Here is a 20,004-nt window from a genome sequence, read left to right on the forward strand (position 1 = left end):
TCTGCTGCAGGCAATCCTGGATAATCTCCCCGTCGGGGTAGGTGACCCGGACGGTGATCGGGGCGTCCCCGCTCAGCGTCCCGGGCGTGAACGTCGCCGTCGCCCGGCCGTTCGCGTCGGTGACGCCACTCGCCGGCGTGATGCTGCCGTACGCGGCGTCGACCGAGAAGGCGACGTCCAGCCCCGCAAGGGGGGCGGTGCCGTTCTGCACCGCGACGGTGATCGCTGCACTCCCGCTCCCGCCGGCGACCAGCCATTCAGCGCTGCTGTTCACCGTAACGTCAGGCTCCAGTGCTGCAGCAGGAACTGCCAGCAGAAGGAGCGAGAAGAGGAGCAGCCCGACGATCCGGAATCGCATAATATCGAACCCCATACGGAGTTCCAGTATATAAAACCTCGGGTTAATTTCATTTATTTTCACAGAGTCCCGGGGAATTTGAGATTGTTTCCCCTCCCCAAATAGGTGTACACGATCAGCGGCAGATTTCGGGAAGACGGCGCAGAAACAGGAAGAATCACCAGATATTATTGAGAATCAGGAAAAAATATTCGACGTACAGATCCAAAAAAATATATGCGCCCAATAGCCGCCGGAAGGCCTATAAGCTCCGCTGCTTCGGTTTGCGGAGCCGTCTGCCCGATCTCCGCCGCGCCCCCCACACCGCGATCACGACACCACCGGCGAGAAGGCCGATGATGCCGAGGATGGGGAAAAGACCCAGTTCAGACTCAAGGTGAAGCGTCACCTCCTTTGTCGACGTGCCGATCGGGATCGTCACCTCCACAGCCGTGAATCGATATCCGTCGAGGGATGCCGAGACGTTATAGGTCTCCGACGCCTTCAGCGATGTCCGGATCGTACCCTGCTCATCGGTCGTCCCGACCTGCTGCCCGTCGACCAGGACGACCGCACCGGCAAGCACCCGGTCGCCGCTGTCGGCCGTCACGACCGTCACATCCGCCTGATCGCACGCGAGGTCAGCAATGATCTCCTCGCCGCTCCGGTCGATCCGGCAGATCTCGGTCCAGGTCTGAAACCCGGATGCCGAAACCTCGATCAGATAGGAGCCTGCTTCGACACTCTGCAGCCCGTAGCGGCCGTAGCTGTCGGTTCTCCCCTGCCAGGTCCCGTTGATCACGACCTCGGCGTTCTCCACCGGCCGCTTCGTCTCGTCAAAGGCCATAATAGAGACCGGATAGGTCGACCTGGCGAGCGGCACCGTGAGCAGCACGTCGTCCGCTGCAATCAACCGATCAGCCCGGTAGGTCTGGTAATCCGGTTTTTCGACCTGGATCGAGTACCGCTGTTCCCGCTGCAGGTGAAGCGGGAGCAGCCCGTCTGCACCGGTCGTGCCTGCGGGCACGGAATCGATGGCGACGGCAGCGCCCGCGAGGGGCTGCCGGGTCTGTGAATCCTGAACCAGAACAGCAAATTTATCGCTTCGATACAGCCAGTACTGGACAACACGTTCACTGCTAGCCATCTGGACGGTCTTTGAGAGCGGATAGTAACTCTGTGCCCGGATCTCGACATTATAGAGGCTGCCTGCCTTCACCAGGAAATCAGCCCTTCCATTCGCATCCGTGCTCTCCGACCCGTCGACCCCGTCTCCGTGCACCTGCACCACGGCATTCGACACCGGTTGCAGGGTCTCGGCGTCGTAGAGGTCGATCGCAAGCACCTCGCTCTTGCGGGACATCTCCACGAGAACGGATGCGGTCGCCGGGTCGATCAGCCCCACCCAGGAGGCGTACCCGGACTTCATCGCCTTGAGGGAGAAACTGGCGTCCCCTGTGTGCGTGTAGGTATAGACGCCGCCAGCGCCGGTTGTGCCGATGAAATCCCCGTCAATGTAGATCGATACGTCGCCGAGCGTGGCGGACGTCGCTTCATCAATGACCGTTATCTGCAGTACTGCTGCCTGGGCACCGCAGCAGACGAGAAGCACTCCTATCAGAGCAGCAACAAGGAGGCGGCGTAGATGCATGGATGACTATTCTTCCTGGAAAAATTTGAGTGCATCGGTTTAGATCCAGCGCTCGGAGGGTAGCCGTTCCAGGATCATCCCCTCGACCACGACGGGCATCAGTGTCCGCGCCGCCTCAATGGCGCTCTGAAGCCGCCATGCCCTGTCCGCGTAGAACGTGAGGATCGGATCCCCCTGCCGGACACGGCTTCCCTTCTTTGAGTGCACGACAACGCCGGCGCCCGCATCCTGGGGCGAGCCGAGCGTGCGGGCGATCGTGATCAGCGAGCGGTTATGCAGCTCGATGACGTAGCCGTCCTGCGGCGCCCTGACAACGAACTGGTGCTCGCCCGGCGTCAGGCTATCAGCGGTAACACCGGGATCGCCCCCCTGGATCTCGATGATCTGCCGGAACTTTTCGAGCGCTTTGCCGCTCCGGAGAAGATCTTCGGCCACCGCAAAACCCTGCCCGGGGCCGGCTTTGCCGGCCATCTCGAGCGCAATCCCTGCAAGCGAGAGGCTTTTCTGAATGAGTGAGTGCGGCTCCCGTTTGCCCTCGAGCACGGCAAGCGCCTCCTGGACCTCAAGGATCGGGCCGATGGTATGGCCGACGAGGGATTCGCCATAGCTGAGGGCGCACTCGACACGCATGTTCAGGCGTTCGCCGAGTTCCATAAATTCACGCGCCATCTTCCGGCCTTCCTGGACATCCGCCACCTTGGTATACCGGCCGACGGGAATGTCGATGACCACCAGGTTCGCACCGACCGCCATCTTCTTGGCCATAACACTGGCCAGCATCTGGCCGCGGGCATCGATCTTGAGCGGATACTCGTAGGTGATGATCCGGTCGTCCGCAGGAGCAATGTTCGTCGCACCGCCCCAGACGATGACGCCGCCGACTTTCTCCGTCATCCGCTGGACCTCGCTCGCCGGGAAGGCGACCGGCGCGACCACTTCCATCAGATCGGCGGTGCCGCCGGCTCCGGTGATCGCCCGGGAGCTGGTCTTCGGGATCTTCAGGCCGCTCGCCGCGATGATCGGGACGATAAGAAGCGAGATCTTATTGCCCGGCACTCCGCCGATGGAATGCTTGTCGACGATCGGGCGGGTGCCGAACTGGAGAGAATCCCCGGTCTCCACCATGGCGCGGGTCAGGTACTCGGTCTCGTCCATATCGAGGCCGTTGATGTACGATGCCGTGATAAAAGCGGTCACTTCGCCCGGAGCGAGCGTCTCATCCACGATGTCCCGGGTAACCTGCAGCATCTCATCCTTCGCAAGCCGCCCTCCATCCATCTTTTTCCGGATATGCGTCAGCGAGCGCGGCCGGTCCGCACACCGGACTTCGACTTCCTCTCCCTCATTGACTCCAAGAAAGGGGTTTAAGGGCCGGTAGATGCCGATCGTTCCCTGCTCGATGAGCGAACCCGTGGTATCGACGTGAGCCTGGGCATTCTTCCCGGCCTCCTCGTTGATAATCTGTACACGGTCACCGTCCCTGACCCGGATCTTCCGGGCATCGGCAGTGTGCAGCAGCGCTCCTTTGTTTGCAATATCGATCATCTTCACTGAGAACTTCATGTCAGGCCATCCCTTTCCCGTGATGGAGGGTACGGCCTCTATCTACATAAAACTCGCCGGTTTTCAGTAGTGCCCTACGAAACAACTGATGATACCTTTGTTGAGATCGCATCCCCGATCGATTGCAACCCGGGGCACGGCTTTCCCCTGGATATCGCCATGACTGCCCCCGTCCCCTTGAGGGGCGGGGGAGGAGGCCGGAGGCCGGGTGGGGTGGGGTTGACGATGTCTGTGGATCTTCGCAGGAGACAGGGGAGGGGAAAACCCCTCCCCGTCGGCCCCACCCCGGGGGGCGATTAGCCGCCACGGTCCACGGCATGGGGAGACGCCCGGGAAAAAGGTCGTCCCCGGGACCGGGCGGTCGTGCTCTAAGAAACAACTGATAATGGAAACGCGCTCCCTGTTTGAGTTTTTGGCATGAACGTAGGTCATTGCTCAATGTAATGCAGTCAGATTCCCTGAAATGTATTTTCAGTTGTAAGCTGGAGCACTATCCGGTTTTCATCGAATACGGCGGGCAGGCGGAGAGGAAAGGAAGACGTGCCGGAACGCAGCGGGGCGAAGGTGCACAGACGGAAGAACAGCAGGAGAATGAGAGCGAAAGCGGGCAATAAAAAAGTGTTGGGTTTAGTTCCTGCGCAGAACCAGGACAGCAACAGCGCCGAGACCAATCAGTGCAATGATCGCGCCGAATCCAGGGGTGGTGGTGGTCGGAGCGGTGGTCGGGGCGGTGGTTGCCGCGGTGGTCGGAGCAGTGGTTTCTCCACCGGTCGGGGTGACGGTCGGGGTGGTCACAGGCCCGGTAACCACGTTGAAGGTCGTGGTCTGGGTGGTGCCGGTCTCAACGCTCTCAACGTTGACGATGTACTCGTCAGGCTGGAACGAGGAGGCGTCGACCTCGAAGGACCAGGTGTTGTAGGGCTCGCCCTGCTGGATGCTCACCGTGCCGGAGGCACCGCTGAACTCAGCAGCCTGGGTCTTCTCGGTGGGCTGGAAGGATGCGCTCGTGACGTCGATGAGCAGCTCGTCGCCGGTTGCCAGGTTGGTGGTACCGGTGAGCGTGAAGGTGCTGCCGACGCTCTGGTCACCGATGGTGTCGATCCTGATCCAGGGCTCCTCCACGAGGAAGGTCAGCTTGGTGTAGGTGTCGTCCACGTTCGGCGAGTTCAGGGCGTCCACGAGAGCGGTTGCCGCATCGGATGCCTGCAGGTTAGACAGGTTGACAGCGGTCATACCGGGTGCGTCTATGTCTGCGGCCGTTCCTGCAACAACTGCGACATCCTGCGTGCCGTCCATCATCGGGTGCTGGACCACGACGAAGTACTGGCCGGATGCGAGGGTGCTGGTGATGCCGGAGTCGAGGTCGTACTCGAAGGAGCCGTCGGACTCAACGCTTGCGGAGTTGGAGAGCGAGCGGAAGTTCTTGCCGAAGACCCAGACAAAGACGTTGTTCGGGTTGCCTTCTGCGGTTCCGGAGACCGTCAGCTCGTCACCCTTGGCGACGGAGCTTGCACTCGCGGTTGCCGTGATGAAGGGGGTCTTCAGGACGACGGACTGGGTGGCGTACTGCACGTTGGCGAGGTTTGCCTTGTTCCTGGGGTCGGCGACAGCGTAGATGGTGTAGGTACCGGAGTCTACGACTTCACCGAGTGTGGAGGTATCCCACTTGTACTCCCAGGTGTCGTCGGTCTCGACGCTGGTCGAGGTGAACGTGTTGGCTACCCCGTCAGTAACTGCAGTGCCGACGTTGTCAACCTGGACACCGTTGACACCGAGGTTCGGGCCGGTCAGGAACAGGTAGGTGGTCACGTTGTCGGTGTTGGTACCGGAGAGCGTGATCTCCTCGCCGATGTAGTAGACACCGGTGCCGGATGCGGCCAGGGTTACAGAGCCCTTCTCGACTCTCACCTTGACGTCATCGGACTTGGATGCGTCGGTGGGGTCGAGAACCTTGAGCGTGAAGCTCTGGTCGTCGGTGGTGGAGTTGGTGTTGAACTGCACCGTGCGGGTACCCGCTGCGTTGGTGGTCACGTTTGCCTTGGTGAACGTGAAGTTTGCAGCCTCAGCGACCGGGACAGTGGTGCCGGGCACAACGGAGGGCTGTCCGGGTGCAATCTGGGGGTACTCGTTGCCGTTCAGGCTGGCGTCCTTGATGTAGACGTAGTACATCTTGTTGGACTCACCGGTGATGGTCACGACGAAGTTGTTGCCGCGGATGACGCTGTCCTTGTTGGACTCGATAGCGAGAGCCTTGGTGGTCACTTCGAAGCTGACGGTGCCGGAGTCGGGCAGTTCACTGAAGTTGCCGCTCGTCCACTTTGCCTGGGCAGTGTAGGTACCGGCTTCGACACCGGAGAGATCAATGCCAGCGACGTAGATCGTGGATGCGTTGATCGGAACGGCTGCAGTGCTGACACCGCCGAACTGGCGCAGCGTACCGCCGCCGGGCGTCGTGATGTCGATGTTCATGGTGGCGTTGGGTACGACAGTGTACAGACCGCCAACGTTGTTCTGAATCTTAAAGGCGAGGACGGTGTCACGGGAAACGGACTTGCCGGCCACGGAGTCGGTCCTGGAGTTGTTCAGAACGACATCGAGGGTCACGTCCGCCTCCTTGACGACAACGAAGACGTTGGGGACGATAATGCCGGCGGCGTTCCATGCATAGTAGGTGCCGGTGATACCGCCAACGTCGGTTGCGGTCAGCTCATAGTCGTTCGGGGTCGGGATGTCGATGATGTTGTCGGCTGCACCCGCCGTGAAGTCGCTGTAGTGGACCAGGCGAGTGATACCGGCGTTAACACCGGTCAGATCGAGGCCTTCTTCGCCTACATAGATAGTGCTGCCGGGCGTTACCGTCCGTGCGGCTGCCGGTGCGACCAGCAGGGACACTGCCATGAGGACAACGAAGGCGACGACCATCGTTTTAGTGATACTCTTCATACTGTACCTCCATTATGTTTATATGAGGGAATGTGAACGCGAGGTACTCGACATGCGTCGAATACGGGTTCACCACGCTCTATACTCCGAATAACGGAATATGTCACAATATTTGTGGAACACTTAATATATCCTTTGTGGTTGATCGGGAATCGGGCACCCGTGAAGGCCAGCACGATGCAGAGAACTGATACAAATAAGCCCGATATATGCTTCATTTTGCAAAGACCATGAACAATACTATGACAATAATAAAAATTATACGCAGTCTGATGACCGCTGCGCCATCATTTTTATGTTTCCGGCCAGATCGGAGCAATCGTATGAAGGATCGAATTGTCCGGTATACCACGCGACCGGGAACCGCAGAGACGGGAGTTCCACCGATGACCTGATAACCCGGGGCACCCGTGCCCCACCGGATCCGACGCACGAACCATGTATATTTACGCTATCCGACCAGAACTATGAGCTATGAAGATCATTCGGGCACCCACGCTCGCCCGTGCCCACGAGCTGGCGGTGAAGGCAGTGCTGGAAAAGGGATGGGTGCTGAACACCGAAGATGAAGAAGCGACGATCGAATACGAGGAGATTGCCCTCGACATCGAAAACCCCTTCAGCGAACCGATGGCAAGCCCCTGCTCACGGTTTCAGCAGCGGTTTCTCGAGCAGTACGCCGATAATCTCCTCAACGGCTCCGAAGCGGCGTTCGAGTACGACTACCACAGACGGCTCTTTGACTGGGGAGAGACGCTCACGCAGGATGGTGCGGACGTCCATGTCGACCAGATCGCCTACATCGTCAGGAAACTGAAAGAGTCTCCCGCGACCCGCCGCGGCGTCGCCGTCACCTGGAACCCGGCCGTCGATGAGAGCCTGGACGACTGCCCCTGCCTCCAGCTCGTCCAGTGCATCCTCCGTGACGGCAAACTCCAGATGAAAGTGGTCTTCAGGAGCAACGACATGCTCAGTGCCGCCGGCGCCAATATGTATGCGCTGGTGCACCTTCAGAAACGGATCGCAGACGAAATCGGTGCAGCATACGGGCGCTACACCCACATCGCGCTGGTGCCGCACGTATACTATAAGCGGGATCTCAACGATATCGTGCCATTCTGCAAAAAAGGCGCCGCAATGCAGCCGGTTCCCGAGGTATGCTCGCTCTGCGGAGAATGCAGCCGGGCATCACTCCGGTGAGCCCGTTCCGTCACCTTAATTAGGGTTTGGAAACAACGTAATAGAGCACAATAGCCCGGTAGTGTAGCGGTCAATCATGTGAGACTCTGGATCTCGCGACAGCAGTTCGAATCTGCTCCGGGCTACTTTCCTTTTGTCCGTGGATCTTGTGTCCCTGTCCCGATCAACAGCATCAAGAGCCCCGGCGAACCATCCTGTACCCTATGATACGGCAGTACCGTATCGGCTGCGCCGTCCGCTCGGACGACGAAGACACGTTTTGTGCCCTGGACGGGCTGCATGCAGACGGCAGGATCGACCATGTCCAGGTGCAGATCATCCCGGAGCCGGAACCGGTCTTCCAGAGAAGGCTGGATTCCCTCGCCGCCGCCGCAGCACCGATCGTGATCCACGCCCCCCATCACGCCCACGGGGTGAATCCCTGCGCCCCGGCCCTCTGCGACGGCTTCGCCCCGGAGGAGATCGCATCGCACGTCGAGCAGGCAATGCACCAGACGACGGAGGCGGCAGATACCCTCGATTCGGCGATCATCGTCCTGCATGCGGGGCGGTTTACAGACGAAGAAGAACGGCAGGATGCCGCAGAGGCGTTCGCCGGGTTCCTCGACCGGTATCACGATCCCCGGCTGACGCTCGAGAACCTCCCTGCCGTCCACGCCGGGTACCCGTTCCTCGGCAGTACGGCTGACGAACTTGCAGCCCTCGGGGACGGCCGGATCGGCGGCTACTGCCTCGACTTTGCGCACCTCTACTGCACCGTGAACTACCGGCACCTCACGTACACGGATGAACTCCGCCGGTTCGAAGACCTGAACGTCCGCCACCAGCATATCTCCAACTCCATCCGCGGCTCCGTCACCGACCAGCACCTCGAGCTCGACCACCCGGAGGGCGGCCTCGACTTCGCTGCAGTCTTCGGACGGATCGCCGCACACCCGTCGGTCGAGACCACCCTCGAGTACAAGCGCGACAGCTACGGGATATACCCCCGGCAACTCGCGGTCTTCGACGGCCTCTACCGCCGCTACGGGAAATAGGCTCTGGGGGAGCACGCCCGGGATCGGCAGCAGCCTGCGGGAAGCGGCACCTAAGCAACCATATACCATATAGTCTTTGCGCCCGGCCATAGCGACCGGCAGAAAACACGCCCCGGGAGGCGTCTCTCAGGCAAGGAAGGCGGCGATGACACCGCTTAAGAAGATGCCGTCGAACGTCCCTGCACCGCCGATACTGGCCATCGGAGCGCCGAGTTCTCCGATCCTTTTCAGGTTGAGGAGGTCCGCCCCGATCAGGGTGCCCAGCGTACCGCTGACGTAGGCGATGATCACCGCCGCCGTCTCGACGCCTCCTGCCAGCGCCGAGAGGATGAGCGCCGAGAAGAGGGCCGCCAGCGGCGGGATAAAGAACGGTGTGGCGATGCCGAGCCCGGGAACCGGACGGGCGACGATCTTCGTGATGGCGGTCACGACGAGCACCCCGACAAGCGCCAGGAAGGCGAGGCCGAACCCGCCGGTGATCACGACCGAGTCGTAGAGCAGGTACAGCGAGATGATGAGCGGTATCAGGGCGCCCCCCACATTGATGGCGATGGTCGTCGTCGGCGAGATCGCAGGGATCCGGTAAAACCGGCCGTATCCCCGCACCGGTTCCATTCTCACCGGTGCCGCCTGGTTTTCAACGGTCTTCACCGGGATGTTGACAAAGCTCCCGGCGAGCGTGAGAATAAGGATCAGAATTGCCTCGCGCCAGGAAAAGCCGAGTTTTGCAAAGGTGGACCCGATGACCGTCAGGAAGAGAACGGGCAGCAGGAGGATCAGAAACCCGAAGAGGAGGATAAGCCCGATCAAAAAAAGCAGCATCAGGGGTGAGAAGGGGTTGAAGACGACGCGATCCATGAAGGAGGAATGGATGCACTCCTATTTCACTTCTGCGCATCGCCGGTCACGGCAGACGATCGCCGCGTGGTCGAGGTGGTAGGGGTCGAGCCAGCAGACCTCGACGACCTCGAGGCGGCGGGCGAGCGCGTCCCTGGCTTCCGCGAGGACATCCTCCGGGTCACGCCTGACATCGACGCTCCGTGTCTTGAGCATCAGGACCAGCCACCCGCCGGGCAGCAGGAACGGCAGGTTCCGCTCGGCGATGCTCACCTGGTCCGGCTGGGCGACGTCCTGGTAGACCAGGTCGACCGGCTCCATGAAATGGGCATACTCCTCCGGCTTTCCGGCATCGGCCATGATCGGGACGATGTTCCTGCGGCGGCGCGCCACTTCCAGGAGGTCCTGCATCGGCCGGGGAGCAAACTCAACCGCGTAGACGGTATCGACATAGTCGGCGACATGGGAGACGGTGGTGCCGTTCGCAGCCCCGAGGTAGAGCACCCGCATCGCAGGGGCGAGCTCAATACCGGTGCCGACCGTGTAGAGGGCGGCGAGTTTGCTCCGGTAGGGATCCCAGACGCGGTAGCCGTCCAGCATTCGCTCACCGTAGACACCGCCTTCACCGGGAGAGACCAGCACGTTGTGAATCCGGATCATTCCATCATCCCCGCTTCATCGATGCGTGCCTGCGCCCCGGCGATGAACTCAGGGTCGGCAGCGCCCCGGTAATAGTCGATCCGCGCAGCGATCCCGAGTTTTCCGGCAAGCACCCGGGCAACCCTGCCCCGGACCTCCTTCGGCGCGTTGTGAACCCGCCGGTGCTGGAAGATGATCCCGTGCTTCGGCGACGGCGACCCGGAGCGGAGGTGCGAAAAGAGGGCACGCTCCGACCCGAGCACCTGGATGGTGCTCCCCGGCATCTTCGCAAGCGCTTCAAGGCCGCCCGCACGCGAGGCCAGGCGTGCCGCCACCAGTCCCCCGATGAGGGCGCTGCAGTTCGGGAGCACCTCGTCGGCCCGGTCCGAGACCTCGCGCATCAGTCCGCTCCGAAGGCCCGCGAGCCGGTCGATCTCGTCGGCCACCCGGCGAAGCCCCCCGCCCGAGTTCTTCCGGATCACCCCGATCATCTTCCGGGCGGGGAGCGAGCGGTACTTCCGCGAAAACGACGGCGTGGAGACCTGATACCACTCCACCGCCCGTTCGTGCAGGAGGTTGATGACATCGTCGAGTTCGTCGAGCATCCGGACCATCTGCAGCAGCTCGACGTCTTTGCCCTGGTAGGATGCGGCGATCTTCTGCCGGGCAGAGATGGTGCAGACCTCGCGGAGCATCCGGAGGTACTCGCCCCGGTCGCCGACAAGCCCGCACGCCTGCGCCGTCCTCCAGTCGATCGGCTCAAACGAGTCCATATCGGTGTGGAGCGACGCCACCCGCCGGGCCAGATCTTCAGGGTTTCTGCTCGCGATCCGACAGCCCTCCACATCCACATCACCAAACCAGTAGTGCTGCATTGTATGGTACACTAATGACGGGAACCTACATATAAGTTTGAAAGCTCCCGGGCCGGCGGGCGGCAGCCGCCGGTAACCCCGGGCGACCGTTTCGGGATGTGTGCAATGGATCCGGCAATGCTTGTATCGGCCATCGGATTCGTTGTCGGGATTGTCCTTCTCGTCAAGGGAGCGGACGTCTTCGTCGGCGGGGCGGGCGGGCTTGCCGCCCGGCTCCGGATCTCCTCGACACTGGCCGGGATCACTGTCGCCGCCTTCGGCACGTCGTTTCCCGAGCTCATCGTGGGTATTGAGGCGGCGCTTGTGGACAACCCGGGCCTTGCCCTCGGCAACGTGATCGGGAGCACCGTCGCCAACATCGCCCTCGTCCTCGCAGTCTGCGCCATCGTCAACCCGGACGTCATCAGCAAAGAGCCTGGCGTACAGGGGATCAGCGAGGTCGCGCTCATGCTCGGGGCGACCCTGCTCTTCGCCATCCTCGCTCTCAGAATGATCTTCGATCCGATCGCCGCTGCTCTCATGCTCACCGCGTTCGCCCTGATCATGTGGAGGCTCATATCACTGGGCGTAGTTCCTGAGACGCATCTTGAGACGCACGGCCCGCGCGACTACCTGCTCACCGGCGCCGGTCTTGCCGCCGTCATCATAGGGGCTGACCTCCTGGTGACGACGGCGACCGATATCGCACTCGTCTTCGGCATCAGCCCGTTCGTCATCGGTGTTTCCATGGTCGCAGTCGGCACATCGCTCCCCGAGCTCGCCACGTCGCTGGTGGCGGTGGTGCGGGGTGAGGGCGGCATATCGGTGGGGAACATCATCGGCAGCAACATCTTCAACCTCCTCTTTGTTACCGGAGCAGTCGCTCTCATCCATCCTATTCCGATCGGGTCGTACGCCGACATCCTCGGCATGGTTCTCTTTACCGTCGCGATTCTGCCGTTTTTTGCGGGGAGCAGCAGGGTCAGGCGCTGCTGGGGCGTACTCATGCTCGCGGCGTATGCCGGATACATCGCTCTCCTCTACCGTTCGTTCTGACAATCACAGCAGCAGAATCCCGAACGAGGAGAGCATCACCGGGAGCATGATGGCGCCCATGCAGTAGACCCTCCGCACATTGACCATCTGCGGCACCAGGCCGACCGCTACCGCCAGCAGGAGGACGAGGCCGCCGAACGGGCCGGAGAGGAGGAGGGAGAGGAGCACCACAAACACGATGACCCCGTAATTGAGGCGTGCGGCGTCGACGCTGCCGAGCAGGGAGGCGAACGCGGCCGTCCGGACGGTCAGCAGGTAGGCGGCGAGGGCTGCCAGCACGCCGCCGAGCAGCAGGCCGGTCAGGGGCGGGACATCCCCGGCCGAGAGCGCCACCATGACACCGTTCCGGGTTCTGCCGAGGGCGTAAAAGGCGGCGAGCGCGAGAAACGCATTCACCGTGTTGGCCGCCCCCGTCGCCAGGATATAGTCCCGGGGCCGGGAGTCGTAGCCGATCGCGCCCGTCAGCAGGGCGTTTGCCGTCGCGTTCGAGAGCCCCGGCAGCCACCCGACCAGCGCACCGGCGGCGGCGCCGAGCACCGAGCCTTTCACGACCGCACACTCCTCCCCCGACGGCCCGCCCGGCTCCTGCGGCGGCATGGCGCCGCGTGACGCCGTGAGGAGAACCGATATCCCGAAGAGGCCGGCGAGGAGCGGCATGAGCACCGCCGAGTCGCCGACGGTGTGCCACGCAAGGTAGGAGTAGCGGAAGGTAAAGAGGCCGAGCAGTCCCGAGACGCCGAAGATTGCGGCCGCCCACCCGGGCGACTCGGAGATGACGATCAGAAATCCTGCGACCGCAAGGATGAGCAGGCCGATCCCCCAGTCGATGGCGGGCTGGAGCGACGGGAGGAGCGAGAAGAAGAGGACCAGCAGCGGAAGGGCGAGCACCACCCCGAGAGCGCTGCCGAGCGCCGATATCCTGACCGCCTCCTCGCCCCGCCCCTCCAGGCAGAGGGCGTGGGCGGGGAGAACCGCAAGCGCGGTATCGGCGTCGGGGATGCCGAGGAAGGTGCTCGGGACGATATCGAGAAAGGTGTGGGTGACGAGGGCGGCGAACATTGCCGTCGCCAGTACAGCCGGGTCGAGGTAGGCGAGGAGCGCCGCCTGAAGCGAGAGCAGGACGCCCGCCATCGTATTTGCATGGATGCCGGGGACAAGGCCGCTCACCGTTCCGAGGAGAACGCCGATACCCGTCCCGACGAGAATACCGATCAGCACTATTCTGTAGTGCTCGATATCCCGGCATAAATCAACCGGAACGCAAGCTCTGCATCAGCGATCAATACAGTCATATCCCTCCCGAGCGTAGTTCTGGGGGATGAGGATTGCGATCACACGGCTCGAGAACAAAGCGGCAGGCGACCGTGCGCTCTGTGCCCGGTACGGACACGACTGCTATACGGTCTCCCCGCTGCGGTCACGGCTGAATGAAGACCGGATCGCCGCATTCGTCGACGCGGTCAACCGCGATGCGTTCGACTGCCTCTTCTTCACGAGCGCACTCCCCGCCGCGATCATTGCGCCGAAACTCAAGCGGCATCCGCGATCGATAGCCATCGGCCCGAAGACGGCCGAGACGCTGCAGCAGCATGGTATCGAGGCGGAGACGCTCCCCTCGTACTACTCCCGCGATTTTGTCCCGTACCTCGGCGCGTGGCTCGCCGGACGCACCGTCGGGATACCGCGGGCGGACGTGCCGAACGATGCGCTGATGGAAGGAATCCGGGCGGCAGGGGGCACGCCCTGCGAGGTGCGGGTGTACGCGCTCGAACCGACCGGCAGCAGGCTCGCCCTCGACGATGCCGACGCGATCCTCTTCACGAGCGCCATGTCGTACCGCGAGGCGAACTGGCAGCCAGAGCCCGGGCTTCTCCTTATGGCGATCGGGGAGATTACCGCGGACGCTATGCGGGAAGGGGGAGATCCGCCCGCCGTCGTCGGTGACGGGTCGCTCTCCGGAACACTCGAGATACTGAACAAACAGTGCGTATCACCACAGACATGACGGGCCGGGAAGAGAGCAGGGCCGGAGCAGGGTGCATCACCCTGCTCCCGGAGGCGTGCAGGACAGGGATCTTCGTCATCGACAAACCGCGGGGGCCGACCAGCCACCAGGTCACCGCCTGGGTGGGGGAGATCCTGGGCGCGAAGGTCGGCCACTCCGGGACGCTCGACCCCCAGGTCTCCGGCGTCCTTGCAGTCATGGTCGGGGACGCCGTGCGGGTTGCCCGGCTGCTCCTGCAGCACGGCAAAGAGTACGTCTGCCTGATGCGGCTGCACGGCGATGCGCCCCGGGACGAGATCGAGGCGGTGGCGAAGGAGTTTTCCGGCCGGATCTACCAGCGTCCTCCCCGGAGAAGCGCCGTCAAGCGAAACCTGCGGATCCGCAAGATCCACGAGCTTGAGATCCTCGACGTGGACGGGCGGCTCGTCCTCTTCCGTGTCCGCTGCGACGCGGGGACCTACATCCGCACCCTCTGCACGCACATGGGGCTCGCTCTCGGCGTCTGCGCGCATATGGAGGAACTGCGGAGGACACGCTCCGGGCACTTCGCCGAAGAGCAGGCCCACACGCTGCACGACCTGCAGGACGCCTGCATGCGTGCCCGGGAAGGGGATGCAGAACCGCTCCGGCAGATGATCCTGCCGGTCGAGGAGGCGGTTGCCGGGATGCCGCAGGTCGTGGTGCGCGACACCGCCGTCGATGCCGTCTGCAGGGGAGCGGTGCTTGCAGGCGTCGGGGTGGCATCGCACACCGGGTTCGGGAAGGGCGAGACCGTCGCCGTCATGACACAGAAGGGCGAACTCGTCGCCCTCGGTGAGGCGCTGGTCGGCTCGTCGGCGTTCAAACCAGGGCAGCCGGGACTCATCGTCGCACCGAAGACCGTCCTGATGAAGGCCGGCACCTATCCGCGTGGCTGGAAGAAGGCAGCACGGCAGTCGTGACCGAACACCGGGACCGAAAGGATACCCTTAATAAAATACGCAGCAAATCTATGGTGCACACTGTGCTGAGGTAGTCTAGACCGGTAGGGCGCGGGCCTGGAAAGCCCGTGGGGCGTTGAGCCCCTCGGGAGTTCAAATCTCCCCCTCAGCGTTTCAGTACTTTTTTACGAAGTCTTTCGCCGCTCGCGGCAATTTCCCCGAGATCTCTCCGATACGGAGAGGCGCGCAGGCATCTATCCGCGATGCCGGAGGCGCACTGCCAGAACGGCCAGCAGCCCGACGATGCCCGCTACGGTGAGGAGGACCGCAGAGAGGATGAGGATGCTCTCCACCGCAAGCGGGCCTGCGAGCAGTGCGCCGGCAAAGGGCCCGAGCGCGAGACCGACCGAGAAAAAGGAGTTGTACACACCATAGGCAACCCCCTGCGCATCCTCGTCCCGGTAGAGGTCCGCCATGAGCGGCAGCGTCGGGATGAGAGCAATGCTGAGCGCGAAGCCGAGCAGCAGGACCGCTCCGGCGACGATGCGCAGATCGGGTGCCCGCATTGCGGCGGCGAGGGCAAGACCGGCGACGAGGATACCAGCGACGATCAGCATCCGCCCTGTCGCATGGCGGTCGGCGAGCCTTCCAGCGATCGGCTGCCCGACGATGGCGGCGAATGCCAGCAGTCCGAGCACCACTCCGACGACCGCCGGTGAAGCAGCGAATGTATCTGCAAGATACACGGGAAGGAACGGTTCGAGAATGCCGTACGTTGCGGCGACACCGATGACGGCGGCGGCATAGACGGCGAGGAGGGAGATGCCGGACGCCGGCAGGAGGGCGGGGCGGCGCCGGTGAGCAGGCTGGAGGCGACGGGGCAGCGGAAGGAGAAAAAGTCCGAGCGCCATCAGTGCCGCTCCTGCGGACGGGATGATGAACGTCGCGGTGTAGCCGACGTACTCGTAGAGGTATCCGCCGGCGACGGGGCCGATCACCATGCCGACACTCATCGCGGCCATGGTCACCCCCATCTTCTCCCCGAGTTCACCCTGCCCATAGGTATCGGCAAGCAGGGCGAGCCCTGCCGACCAGGTGGCCGCCGCCGATATCCCCTGGATGCTCCGCGCCAGGATCAGGGCGGGAACGGTCGCTGCAAGGCCGAATAACGCAGTCGATGCCGCAAGGAGCACCATACCGACGATGAGAACCGGACGCCTTCCCACCCGGTCGGATAAGAGCCCCATCGGAATGCTGAAGAGGAACAGCATTGCCGGATACATGCCGAAGATAACGCCGAGCATGCCGGCGTCCACGCCGAGAAGCCGGATATACGACGGCAGGACAGGAATGACGAGGCTGTAGACCGCCATATCGATGAAGATAACACCGGCCACCAGCAGCAGAATGCCGGTGCGGGAAACGGGTGCTGCGCTCGCCTGAGAATCCGTCATAGTATCCATCTGCTCCGCTCGTATCCGCAGAACAGGTTGGCGCCCATGCCGGATAACGGTTACAGCGTGCCGCGATAGTAGGCGAGCTCCCGCGCATACGGCCTGAACGCGTCGACGAGCGCCTGCTGTTCGTCTTCGGAGAGCACCTCGCCGCTCCTGCCGACTTCGGCGAGGGTGCGCACCTCCTCCGGACTCGAGCAGCCGACGATCGCCACCGCAATATCCTGGGAGAGCGCGTAGCGGATCAGGATCTCCGCCGGTATCCCCCCCTCGGGGCTGATATAGTGCGATGCCCCGAGCACCTTCATGCCGACGACCGCGACGCCCCGGTCGCGTGCTGCCGGGAGCGTGGCGTCGAGGAACCCGCCGAGCGCCCCTTCCACCGGGTTGACCGGCAGCATGACCGCGTCCACCGGCCAGTTCTCGACGGCGTAGGTCAGGACCGCGGGGTCGTGGTGCCCGGTGACCCCGATATGCCGGACAAGCCCCGCGTCCCGCGCTTCCACAAACGCACCGAGAGCGCCGTCTGATCCCTCGAGTTCCCGGAGCTCGTGAAAGGTGCGCAGGTCGTGGATCTGCCAGAGGTCGAGGTACTCGAGGTTCATCCGGGTCAGCGTCTGCTGCAGGCCGAGCTCTGCCGCCGCCTTATCCCGGTTCGCCGATTTGCTGGTCTGAAGAATCACCGGGCGCATGCCGGGATGATGCGACCAGAACGCCCCGTAGTAGTCCTCGCTGCCCGCATACGCAGCCGCCGAGTCGAAGTAGGTGATCCCTGCCGAGAGCGCCTCGCGGATGACCGCTCCCGCCTCTTTCTCCCGGTTGTAGGTGCGGAGAACCCCCTCTCCGCCGAGCCCGACGGCGGTCACCTTCCGCCCGGTCTTCCCGAATGTCCGCGTCACCAGTGCTGCCATAGCAAAGCCCCACCCCCCTGTCGGTGCCTGCTTATAAAACCTCGGCCGCCGGCCATCACGGACGGGATCGACACAAAACCATTATCAGGGGAGAGGCCCATGCCGGAGACCGGTGAAGACGATGCCGGCGATCACCTGGTTTGACATTCCCGCCGACGATACCGGACGGGCACGGGCGTTCTATGAAAAACTCTTCTCATGGGAGATCGAACCCTTTCCCGGCGTCTCCAGGGAAGATTTCTGGATGGTATCGACGGGCAGGGACGCCATCGGAGGCGACCTCTACCGGCGCGAGTCGGCGGAGCAGCATATGGCGATCTTCATCGACGTCCCCAATGCCGAGGAGTACGCACAGCGGGCGGCACAGCTCGGCGGAACGGTCGTTGGCGAGAAGACCGCCGTCGCAGGCAGGGGTTACTATATCATCTGCGAAGACACGGAGAAGAACCGGTTCGGCCTCTGGGAGAGCGACCCGGCGGCGCGCTGACCCGCAGAGATCAAAATCGTAAAAGGGGTGCGGCGTTCAATGATAGAGCTATGGTAACCCTGGTTCTCGCCAGATGGTCGACCCGGTTCTGGGCGTGGCTCATCGACGTCATCCTTGTCGGGGTCGCCGGCTCCGCCGTGTCCGGGCTTGCCGGCACCGCCTGGCAGTTCGCCCCGTTCGCACCCTGGCTTGAGACGATCAGCCTCTCAAGCCTGCTGCTCTTTGCGTACTGGACGGTGCTGGAAGGCTGGCGCGGTCAGTCCATCGGGAAGATGGTGATGAACATCAGGACGACCGGCAGGGCAGGCGAAGATATCGGCTACGGTGCCGCCGCCGTGGAAAGTTTCGGCAAGGCGTTCCTCCTCGTTCTCGACTGCCTGATCGGCTGGATTGCCATGCCGGGATCGAAGCTCCGGCTCTTCAACCGGCTCTCGAATACGATCGTCATCGAGACCGAATACGCGCCGCCCGAGGGGATCGAATACGTAAAACAGGATGAGTAAGAGGGTTTGGGGGATTACTCCTGCACGACCGGGAGGTCCTCCGCCTCCCATGCGGCGATGCCGCCCTCGATATCGTAGACCGCAGGATACCCCGCTTCCGTCATCTGCGACCGCACGTCCGCACTGCGGACACCGCCCTGGCAGTACAGGAGATAGGTCGCGTTCGTGTCAAGGTCCCCCATCCGATCGGCGAACGAGACGGAGTCGATGTTCACTGCCCCGTCGAGATGTCCGGCGGAGTACTCGCCCGGGGTGCGGACATCGATGAGGACCACCGAGGCGTTCCCCGAGTTCACTTCAAGAAACGAGTACGCTTCACCGGGAGAGATCGAGAGGGAATCACTTCCCTCTCCCCCGACCGGGAGGCCACCTTCCTCTTCTCCTTCGGAGGACCCTTCCTCTTCACCGCCCTCCCCGCCCCCAATGCCGCCGGGGCTGAGCTCTGTGCACCCGCCGGCGAGCACCAGCAGGGTGACCAGGAGGAGAACGGTCAGCAGACGCATGCCGGCCGTCATCTTCATCGCCGTGAGGACGATCGCGAGAGATCATAAGTAGGTTTTGGTCGCACCGGACACACTATATAGCAGCAGAAACAACCGTCGCCTGGAAAGGCCATGCGAAGATTTGCGACGCCGAACGTCGTGGTGAGCAGGTGCATTGAGTTCGACCGGTGCAGGTACAACGGCGACGTTATTGCGAGCCCGATCGTACGGCAGCTGAAAGAGTATGTCAGGTTTCTCCCGGTCTGTCCGGAGGTGGCGATCGGGCTCGGGGTTCCGCGTGAACCGATCAGGCTCGTTGCCCCGGAGGGGAACGTGCGGCTGGTGCAACCGGCGACCGGTCGCGACCTCACCGAACGGATGGAAACGTTCACCGACACGTTTCTTGATTCACTCCGGGAGATCGACGGATTCATTCTAAAATCCCGTTCTCCCTCCTGTGGAACCCGTGACGTGCACGTCTACGCCGGAACCGGGAGATCTGCGGTTGTCGACCGGAAGAGCGGTCTCTTCGCCCGCGAGGTGCAGCGGCGGTTCGCGCACCTTGCCGTCGAAGACGAGGGACGGCTCCGAAACCACCGGATACGCGAACATTTCCTGACGAAACTCTTCACCCTTGCCGAATTTCGGGGCGTCAGCGAGGCGGCATCACCGGAGAGGCTCGCAGCATTCCATACAGAACACACCCTTCTTCTGCAGGCGTATAACCGGCATGAAGCAGCAGAAATGGCGCGGATTGCAGGAGACCGGAGCATCCCGCCCGATACTGCTTCGGAAGCATACGCCCGGCACCTCAGCCACGCCCTCTCCCGCCCCCCGGACGCGGAGGCGTATATCCGGGTCATGACCGGCGTTGTGCAGGCGCTCGCAGACCGGCTTTCGCCGCAGGAGCGGGGACTCTTCCGCGATGCCATCGGCAAGTACCAGGACGGGTTCACCTCACGCTGCCCGGCGATCAACATTCTCAAAACGTGGGTCGTGCGGTTCGACGATCCCTTCTACCAGCAGCAGAGCATCTTTGCGCCCTACCCCGATGCGCTGCTGGACGTCGAGGAGGTGCGATCCGATCGCGGACGGGACCTCTGGCAGGAGACGGGATGAGCAGGG

The 20,004-nt window shown here is 62.8% G+C and carries 19 protein-coding genes and 2 tRNA genes; 10 read left to right on the forward strand and 11 right to left on the reverse strand.

From position 1 onward, the window contains the following. The 4 genes from FGU65_RS15330 to FGU65_RS15345 form a co-directional block, all read right to left on the reverse strand. Positions 1–373: Ig-like domain-containing protein (locus FGU65_RS15330; RefSeq protein WP_301665377.1), on the reverse strand; the 373-nt coding region annotated here is incomplete at its 3' end. Positions 374–599: 226 nt separating this feature from the next. Further along, positions 600–1,988, reverse strand: a complete 1,389-nt coding sequence (locus tag FGU65_RS15335; protein WP_301665378.1) for a carboxypeptidase-like regulatory domain-containing protein — start codon at positions 1,986–1,988, stop codon at positions 600–602. Positions 1,989–2,027: 39 nt separating this feature from the next. Further along, positions 2,028–3,551: an AMP phosphorylase gene (locus FGU65_RS15340; protein WP_301665379.1), complete on the reverse strand. Its 1,524-nt coding sequence runs from the start codon at positions 3,549–3,551 to the stop codon at positions 2,028–2,030. Positions 3,552–4,178: 627 nt separating this feature from the next. After that, on the reverse strand, positions 4,179–6,494 hold the full coding sequence (locus tag FGU65_RS15345; protein WP_301665380.1) for an MEMAR_RS02690 family S-layer glycoprotein: 2,316 nt from the start codon (positions 6,492–6,494) through the stop codon (positions 4,179–4,181). A gap of 474 nt (positions 6,495–6,968) precedes the next feature. Between FGU65_RS15345 and FGU65_RS15350 the strand changes: the two genes are divergently transcribed. The 3 genes from FGU65_RS15350 to FGU65_RS15360 all read left to right on the forward strand — a co-directional run bounded on the left by FGU65_RS15350 (position 6,969) and on the right by FGU65_RS15360 (position 8,731). Beyond that, positions 6,969–7,694 (forward strand): thymidylate synthase, encoded by a 726-nt coding sequence (locus tag FGU65_RS15350; protein WP_301665381.1) that lies wholly within the window; start codon positions 6,969–6,971, stop codon positions 7,692–7,694. Positions 7,695–7,746: 52 nt separating this feature from the next. Continuing rightward, positions 7,747–7,819 (forward strand) — tRNA-Gln (locus FGU65_RS15355). 78 nt (positions 7,820–7,897) lie between these two features. Next, on the forward strand, positions 7,898–8,731 hold the full coding sequence (locus FGU65_RS15360; protein ID WP_301665382.1) for a TIM barrel protein: 834 nt from the start codon (positions 7,898–7,900) through the stop codon (positions 8,729–8,731). Between the two features lie 126 nt (positions 8,732–8,857). Here the strand turns inward: FGU65_RS15360 and FGU65_RS15365 are convergent, their stop codons facing one another. The 3 genes from FGU65_RS15365 to FGU65_RS15375 are packed head-to-tail and all read right to left on the reverse strand — an operon-like array spanning position 8,858 to position 11,082. Further along, positions 8,858–9,589 (reverse strand): DUF1614 domain-containing protein, encoded by a 732-nt coding sequence (locus FGU65_RS15365; protein ID WP_301665383.1) that lies wholly within the window; start codon positions 9,587–9,589, stop codon positions 8,858–8,860. 21 nt (positions 9,590–9,610) lie between these two features. Next, a complete protein-coding gene (locus tag FGU65_RS15370; protein WP_301665384.1) occupies positions 9,611–10,228 on the reverse strand; it encodes a fibrillarin-like rRNA/tRNA 2'-O-methyltransferase in 618 nt (205 codons plus the stop codon). Further along, positions 10,225–11,082 (reverse strand): NOP5/NOP56 family protein, encoded by an 858-nt coding sequence (locus tag FGU65_RS15375; RefSeq protein WP_301665385.1) that lies wholly within the window; start codon positions 11,080–11,082, stop codon positions 10,225–10,227. Before FGU65_RS15375 ends, FGU65_RS15370 begins: the two co-directional genes overlap by 4 nt. A 105-nt stretch (positions 11,083–11,187) precedes the next feature. Between FGU65_RS15375 and FGU65_RS15380 the strand changes: the two genes are divergently transcribed. After that, entirely contained in the window at positions 11,188–12,117 is a 930-nt protein-coding gene (locus tag FGU65_RS15380; protein WP_301665386.1) for a calcium/sodium antiporter, read from the forward strand. A 3-nt stretch (positions 12,118–12,120) separates the two neighbouring features. Here the strand turns inward: FGU65_RS15380 and FGU65_RS15385 are convergent, their stop codons facing one another. Next, positions 12,121–13,335, reverse strand: a complete 1,215-nt coding sequence (locus FGU65_RS15385) for a tripartite tricarboxylate transporter permease (RefSeq protein ID WP_301665387.1) — start codon at positions 13,333–13,335, stop codon at positions 12,121–12,123. Between the two features lie 100 nt (positions 13,336–13,435). Here FGU65_RS15385 and FGU65_RS15390 point away from each other — a divergent pair, with 100 nt between their 5' ends. The 3 genes from FGU65_RS15390 (at position 13,436) to FGU65_RS15400 (ending at position 15,214) form a co-directional block, all read left to right on the forward strand. Next, positions 13,436–14,122: a uroporphyrinogen-III synthase gene (locus FGU65_RS15390; RefSeq protein ID WP_301665388.1), complete on the forward strand. Its 687-nt coding sequence runs from the start codon at positions 13,436–13,438 to the stop codon at positions 14,120–14,122. Further along, positions 14,119–15,063, forward strand: coding sequence for an RNA-guided pseudouridylation complex pseudouridine synthase subunit Cbf5 (locus FGU65_RS15395; RefSeq protein WP_301665389.1), 945 nt, complete (start codon positions 14,119–14,121; stop codon positions 15,061–15,063). Before FGU65_RS15390 ends, FGU65_RS15395 begins: the two co-directional genes overlap by 4 nt. 64 nt (positions 15,064–15,127) lie before the next feature. Further along, positions 15,128–15,214, forward strand: a tRNA-Ser gene (locus FGU65_RS15400). A gap of 82 nt (positions 15,215–15,296) precedes the next feature. Here the strand turns inward: FGU65_RS15400 and FGU65_RS15405 are convergent. Continuing rightward, the gene (locus FGU65_RS15405; protein ID WP_301665390.1) at positions 15,297–16,496 is read right to left on the reverse strand and encodes an MFS transporter; all 1,200 of its coding nucleotides are present in this window, start codon (positions 16,494–16,496) and stop codon (positions 15,297–15,299) included. 59 nt (positions 16,497–16,555) lie between these two features. Further along, the gene (locus FGU65_RS15410; protein ID WP_301665391.1) at positions 16,556–17,407 is read right to left on the reverse strand and encodes an aldo/keto reductase; all 852 of its coding nucleotides are present in this window, start codon (positions 17,405–17,407) and stop codon (positions 16,556–16,558) included. Between the two features lie 121 nt (positions 17,408–17,528). Between FGU65_RS15410 and FGU65_RS15415 the strand changes: the two genes are divergently transcribed. Both FGU65_RS15415 and FGU65_RS15420 read left to right on the forward strand, forming a co-directional pair. After that, a complete protein-coding gene (locus FGU65_RS15415) occupies positions 17,529–17,894 on the forward strand; it encodes a VOC family protein (protein ID WP_301665409.1) in 366 nt (121 codons plus the stop codon). Positions 17,895–17,944: 50 nt separating this feature from the next. After that, positions 17,945–18,397, forward strand: a complete 453-nt coding sequence (locus tag FGU65_RS15420) for an RDD family protein (RefSeq protein WP_301665392.1) — start codon at positions 17,945–17,947, stop codon at positions 18,395–18,397. 14 nt (positions 18,398–18,411) lie between these two features. Here FGU65_RS15420 and FGU65_RS15425 read toward each other — a convergent pair whose 3' ends face one another. Next, positions 18,412–18,918, reverse strand: a complete 507-nt coding sequence (locus FGU65_RS15425; protein WP_301665393.1) for a rhodanese-like domain-containing protein — start codon at positions 18,916–18,918, stop codon at positions 18,412–18,414. Between the two features lie 93 nt (positions 18,919–19,011). On the opposite strand from FGU65_RS15425, the gene FGU65_RS15430 reads away from it, so the two are divergent. Then, positions 19,012–19,998, forward strand: a complete 987-nt coding sequence (locus FGU65_RS15430) for a YbgA family protein (RefSeq protein WP_301665394.1) — start codon at positions 19,012–19,014, stop codon at positions 19,996–19,998. Positions 19,999–20,004 lie beyond the last annotated feature (6 nt).

The organism is Methanoculleus frigidifontis, from assembly GCF_030464345.1.
GTDB lineage: Archaea > Halobacteriota > Methanomicrobia > Methanomicrobiales > Methanoculleaceae > Methanoculleus_A > Methanoculleus_A frigidifontis.

Bases quoted from the DNA above. Each gene is read 5' to 3' on its own strand.
- FGU65_RS15360 (WP_301665382.1), top strand. From the start codon at position 7,898: ATGATACGGCAGTACCGTATCGGCTGCGCCGTCCGCTCGGACGACGAA.
- FGU65_RS15415 (WP_301665409.1), top strand. From the start codon at position 17,529: ATGCCGGCGATCACCTGGTTTGACATTCCCGCCGACGATACCGGACGG.
- FGU65_RS15380 (WP_301665386.1), top strand. From the start codon at position 11,188: ATGGATCCGGCAATGCTTGTATCGGCCATCGGATTCGTTGTCGGGATT.
- FGU65_RS15425 (WP_301665393.1), bottom strand. From the start codon at position 18,918: ATGAAGATGACGGCCGGCATGCGTCTGCTGACCGTTCTCCTCCTGGTC.
- FGU65_RS15405 (WP_301665390.1), bottom strand. From the start codon at position 16,496: ATGACGGATTCTCAGGCGAGCGCAGCACCCGTTTCCCGCACCGGCATT.
- FGU65_RS15350 (WP_301665381.1), top strand. From the start codon at position 6,969: ATGAAGATCATTCGGGCACCCACGCTCGCCCGTGCCCACGAGCTGGCG.
- FGU65_RS15390 (WP_301665388.1), top strand. From the start codon at position 13,436: ATGAGGATTGCGATCACACGGCTCGAGAACAAAGCGGCAGGCGACCGT.
- FGU65_RS15430 (WP_301665394.1), top strand. From the start codon at position 19,012: ATGCGAAGATTTGCGACGCCGAACGTCGTGGTGAGCAGGTGCATTGAG.
- FGU65_RS15365 (WP_301665383.1), bottom strand. From the start codon at position 9,589: ATGGATCGCGTCGTCTTCAACCCCTTCTCACCCCTGATGCTGCTTTTT.
- FGU65_RS15395 (WP_301665389.1), top strand. From the start codon at position 14,119: ATGACGGGCCGGGAAGAGAGCAGGGCCGGAGCAGGGTGCATCACCCTG.
- FGU65_RS15370 (WP_301665384.1), bottom strand. From the start codon at position 10,228: ATGATCCGGATTCACAACGTGCTGGTCTCTCCCGGTGAAGGCGGTGTC.
- FGU65_RS15420 (WP_301665392.1), top strand. From the start codon at position 17,945: ATGGTAACCCTGGTTCTCGCCAGATGGTCGACCCGGTTCTGGGCGTGG.
- FGU65_RS15335 (WP_301665378.1), bottom strand. From the start codon at position 1,988: ATGCATCTACGCCGCCTCCTTGTTGCTGCTCTGATAGGAGTGCTTCTC.
- FGU65_RS15375 (WP_301665385.1), bottom strand. From the start codon at position 11,082: ATGCAGCACTACTGGTTTGGTGATGTGGATGTGGAGGGCTGTCGGATC.
- FGU65_RS15345 (WP_301665380.1), bottom strand. From the start codon at position 6,494: ATGAAGAGTATCACTAAAACGATGGTCGTCGCCTTCGTTGTCCTCATG.
- FGU65_RS15340 (WP_301665379.1), bottom strand. From the start codon at position 3,551: ATGAAGTTCTCAGTGAAGATGATCGATATTGCAAACAAAGGAGCGCTG.
- FGU65_RS15410 (WP_301665391.1), bottom strand. From the start codon at position 17,407: ATGGCAGCACTGGTGACGCGGACATTCGGGAAGACCGGGCGGAAGGTG.